At 70.5% G+C, this 4,232-nt stretch carries 4 protein-coding genes; 3 read left to right on the forward strand and 1 reads right to left on the reverse strand.

Annotated features, from left to right (window positions below; genetic code table 11):
- Positions 1-220: 220 nt before the first annotated feature.
- Positions 221-775 carry a hypothetical protein gene (locus tag AB0I66_RS42835; RefSeq protein WP_363213533.1) on the forward strand — a complete coding sequence of 185 codons (555 nt, stop codon included), beginning with the start codon at positions 221-223 and terminating at the stop codon, positions 773-775.
- Positions 776-976: 201 nt separating this feature from the next.
- Here the strand turns inward: AB0I66_RS42835 and AB0I66_RS42840 are convergent, their stop codons facing one another.
- Positions 977-1,276 carry a helix-turn-helix transcriptional regulator gene (locus tag AB0I66_RS42840; protein WP_363213534.1) on the reverse strand — a complete coding sequence of 100 codons (300 nt, stop codon included), beginning with the start codon at positions 1,274-1,276 and terminating at the stop codon, positions 977-979.
- A 72-nt stretch (positions 1,277-1,348) separates the two neighbouring features.
- Between AB0I66_RS42840 and AB0I66_RS42845 the strand changes: the two genes are divergently transcribed.
- Entirely contained in the window at positions 1,349-2,272 is a 924-nt protein-coding gene (locus AB0I66_RS42845; protein WP_363213535.1) for a hypothetical protein, read from the forward strand.
- Between the two features lie 53 nt (positions 2,273-2,325).
- A complete protein-coding gene (locus AB0I66_RS42850) occupies positions 2,326-3,993 on the forward strand; it encodes a hypothetical protein (RefSeq protein WP_363213536.1) in 1,668 nt (555 codons plus the stop codon).
- Positions 3,994-4,232 lie beyond the last annotated feature (239 nt).

Here is a 4,232-nt window from a genome sequence, read left to right on the forward strand (position 1 = left end):
GTGGGGTGTTCTTGAGTACCGCTGATCAGCAGCTTTGGTGAGTGTGTGGTGATCGTTGCCCGTTGTGGGGTTGATCGTTGCCCGCGTCTGGGGGCAGGCAGGGGATCCGCCTGCCCCGTTTCGTGATCATCTCCTACAGTGTGTGGGGTGAAGTGTCCGTCAACTTGGCGCGCTGTGCGGCGAGTCGGCGGGTGTGGGCCTCGTGTTGAAGGGGCTGGTCATGATGTCGCTGCTGGAGAAGCTGCAGGCCAGGGCGTCGGTGTCGCGGGCGCGAGTGCAGGATCTGCGTGCGCAGATCGCCGTGCTTCAGAAGCAACTCGCCGTTGAGGAAGAGCGGTTGGCTCGGTGGGCGGTGGCCGAGGAGGCCGTGGCCGAAGTGCTGGCCGAGGGCGACGCGGCGGTGGCCGAGGAGATGCCGATCGCATCGAGGGCCTCGGCCGGGCAGTCGCCGGTGGCCGCTGCCACCGTGGAACGGGTGGTGATCTCGGCCCCGGTGAGACGGGCGGACGGCGAGGTCCTGTCCGAGGCGAACGAGGACGTTGTGCTTGCTCTGGCCTCGGCGGGCAGACCGCTGCGGTCGAGGCAGATCTGCGAGGCGGTCGGCCAGGAGACGGACCACCGGCGGATCGAGGGGATGCGGACGAAGCTGAAACGGCTGGTCAAGCAGGGCTGGCTGGCCGAGGGCCAGGTCGGTCTGTTCACGATCGCGCCCGGGGTCGGGGATGCACCTGCCGTGAGTGCGGCGGTGAATGGCACGGCGGTCGAAGACGTGTGAGACGGCGCCGTCGGGAGGATCAGTCCCGGCGGCGCCTGGGTTGCGTGAGCGACCTTGAAGCGTGACGAAGAGGCTCGCGCGTCTCCGACCATAGTGCCGTTGCACCGTGTTGGGTTCGCTGAGCCGTAACTGGGTTCTGGCCTGCGGTTATTGCAGTCTGTGGGCTGGGGCTGGGAGGGCTTTGGCGACATGTCTGCGCACTTACCGGCGCGCAAGCGGCGGCCACAGCGGGGTGTTCAGGCCCGCCTCGAGGCGGGCGATGGTGGCGACGTCGGGCCAGGTCCGGCCGTCGAGGACGTCGCCGATGGTCTGCCGGTTGATGCCGAGGAGGTCGGCGGCACCGCGGCGGCTCAGCCCGCGCTCGGACAGGGCTTCGGCGAGGCGGCGGGCGATGGTCTGGACGACTGCTGCGGCGACGTCGTCGACGACCGCATCGGGCCAGGCTTCCGGGTCGCGGGTGCATTCCCTGGGCGCGCGGGAGCGCGCCCGTCCTCCGACCATGCTTCCACGCTCCTGTCCGTTGAGGTCGTACGCGACTTGGGCGGCAGGTTGTCCTGCCGGTATTCGTGGTCCATGGCCCTCGACACGCGGATGTCTTCGCTCATCGATGCGTACGCTCCGCGCGATCCGGCTCCGGTCTGGGATGAGGTCGCTCCGCTGGTGAAGGCGGTGGTCACCGCGACGGCTCTGCGGGTGCCCTACGCGGTTGAGGACCTGTTGCACGTGGTTGCCCGGCTCGCACTCTGGGCGGAGGGCCGGGGAGTTGCCCGCGAACCGTCTGCCTGGCTGCGAAGCGAGACGATCGACGTGTTCGTGCTGACCGGTTGCGCGGGTCTGGCGCCGGGCACCTTGCGCACCTATCGGACGTGGCTGCGGCGGGTTCGTGAGGTGCTGGTCTGGGATGACGTCGGCGAGAGCGAGCCGATCAAGTTGTCTGCCCCGCCCGCTCCGGCACCGCCCTACGAAGTGGGCGAGGTCGAACGGCTTCGGTCCTGGGCCGGGCAGCTCAGGCCCCGCACCCGTCTCGATGCGCTGGCGCTGCTTGCGCTGGGTGACGGGATGGGGCTGGCACCCGGGGAGATCGCCCGCCTGCGGGGGACGGAGATCCGCCGCACCCGGTCGGGGGCCTGTGTCCTGGATGCCGCGGTGCTGGGGCGGCTGCTGGTCGCCCGGGCCAAGTGGGAAGACGATCTTGGCGTGTTGGCCCGGCAGGCCGGGGAGGACTTCCTGTTCCGGCCAGGTCACACCGATCCGCCGCCGGACAATCTGATCGCCTCGTGGACGTGGCAGCATCGGCCCGAGGGGCCGTTGCCCCGGGTGAACGCCCGCCGTCTGCGGGCTTCTTGGATCGTGTCGCTGATGCGGCGCCGGATCGATCCGGCGGTGATCGCGGCGGCGGCCGGGCTCGCCTCGACCGCTTCGCTCGCGCGCTACCAGCATTTCGTGCCTCCGCTCAGCGCGGGTGAGACGGCCCGGCTGCTGCGGGGCCAGGAGTGAGGGCCCCGCCTCCCGGGCATCCGGCCGCCGCCCGCACGAGCCGTCCTAGGCCGGTGACCGATGCCCCGGCGAGAATCCCGGACTCGAAGGCGTTCCAGCTGGCCGCTTTGCTGGATCACTCCGGTGTCCTTGGCCTCATCGGCCAGGAGGTGGGACGGCGGCCGGGGCCTGCGGGACTGCCGGTTCGATCGGTGCTGACCGGGCTCCTGCTGGCCGTTCACTACACCGGCAAGGCCACCCTGGCCGAGGCATGGCGCATCCTGGCCTTCGGTCTCTCGCCCCGTGCCGGACAGCGGCTGGGTGTCGCACACGTCGCCCCGGCGGCGTTGTCCCGCCGCATCTACCGGGCCTTCGACCGCGTCACCACGGTGCTCGACCCGGCGCGCTGCGATCGCAGGCGCCGTCTGCCGCTCGGTGAAGCCGCCCGGTTCGCCGCCGCCTGGGAGGACGACGATCCCGTCCATGTCCGCAAGAAGGCGGTGCTGCAGCAGGTCTGCACCGCGTTGATCACGGAGACGGTCAAGATCGCCCGCCGCTGCGGAGCGCTGAAGCAGTGGCAAGGCGACGTCGGGATCGACGCGACGGCCCTCGCGTCCTGGCACAAGCCCGCCAGTCGGCGCCGACGGCTCGCGTCCCTCGACATCACCGCGGGCTGGCACTTCAGCGGCGGATCGAGCGAACCGACCTTCGGCCTCAGCGGCCACCTCGCCCTGGCCGCCCTGCCCCGGCCGCACGGCGGCCGCATTGCCCAGATCGTGCTCGGCCTGGTCGTCGACTCTCCCGGGCGCCGCACCGGCACCAACGCCATCACCCTGCTCACGCCGCTGGCCGAACTCGGTCTGCCCATCGGCACCCTGGCCGTCGACCGGCTCTACACCGACGCCCGCCCAGAAAGCTTCGCCCTGCCCGCACGTCGCCTGGGCTATCGGCTCGCCCTGGACTACAAGCAGGACCAGCGCGGCATCCAGGGCACCCACCGCGGCGCCGTCATGATCGATGGCACCTTTGCCTGTCCGATGATCCCGCCCGCGCTCGCCAACGCCTCGCACCGTCTCGACGACGGCGCCGCCCGCGACCCGGACGAGATCACCCAGACACGGATCAGCAACCGCAAGCCGTACTTCCTGCACCTGAAGCAGGGCCCGGATCCGGCCGGGGCGATCCGCCTGGCCTGCCCGGCCTCCGGCACCGCCCCGACCGTCAACTGCCCCCGCAGGCCCACCGTTCACAGGCCGCCGCGAACTCTCGATCTCACCGATCCGCGGCAGCGGAGCACGCATCCGGCCGCCCGGCCCACCGTGGTCGTCAGCGGCACCCCACCGGGCCGCCTCCCGGATATCTGCCGCCAGCAGTCGATCACCATCCGCCCCGGCGATCTCGGCACCATGGAGAAGCTCCGGCAGGACCTTCCCTACCTCACCGACGCCTGGACCAGCACCTTCTCTGTGATCCGAGCCCAGAACGAAGGGATCAACGGAGTCCTCAAGGGCCACCGGATCGACATCTCCGAGCCGAAGAGCCGGCTCGCCCACGGCCGCGTCGCCCAGACCCTGCTGGTCGCCCTCATGGTCACCATCGCGAACCTGATGATCCTGGACGTGTTCTGCCAGAGGACCCGCGGCGAGCACCTGCCCCACACCGCCTACACCGAACACGCCCCCGCCGAACGGGAACAGCCCGGTCCTCAGCCGGTCGGACGTCCCCCGCCCCGGACACCGTGATGATCCGGAAGTGAACAGCCACACCAACCGCCGCCACGAGACCTCCCCGGTCCCGCAGCCACACCACCGCGCGCTCTCCGGCATCGGCCACCCCCGGAAGGCGTCTCCGAAAGCCCCGAAACCGCCACTCAGCTCCGGCCGACCCTCACAACGCCCCCGAAAACTGCAAGATCCCGCCAGATCGACTCGATCGGACGGGATCTCGTGAACCGAACCTGAGATGTCTCAAGAACAGTCCG

The sequence above is a fragment of the Streptomyces sp. NPDC050439 genome (assembly GCF_040655335.1).
In the GTDB taxonomy this organism is placed as follows: Bacteria; Actinomycetota; Actinomycetes; order Streptomycetales; family Streptomycetaceae; genus Streptomyces.

What these genes read in the sequence shown, in the direction of transcription:
- AB0I66_RS42845 (WP_363213535.1), top strand. Translation starts at nt 1,349, where the DNA reads ATGGCCCTCGACACGCGGATGTCTTCGCTCATCGATGCGTACGCTCCG.
- AB0I66_RS42835 (WP_363213533.1), top strand. Translation starts at nt 221, where the DNA reads ATGATGTCGCTGCTGGAGAAGCTGCAGGCCAGGGCGTCGGTGTCGCGG.
- AB0I66_RS42840 (WP_363213534.1), bottom strand. Translation starts at nt 1,276, where the DNA reads ATGGTCGGAGGACGGGCGCGCTCCCGCGCGCCCAGGGAATGCACCCGC.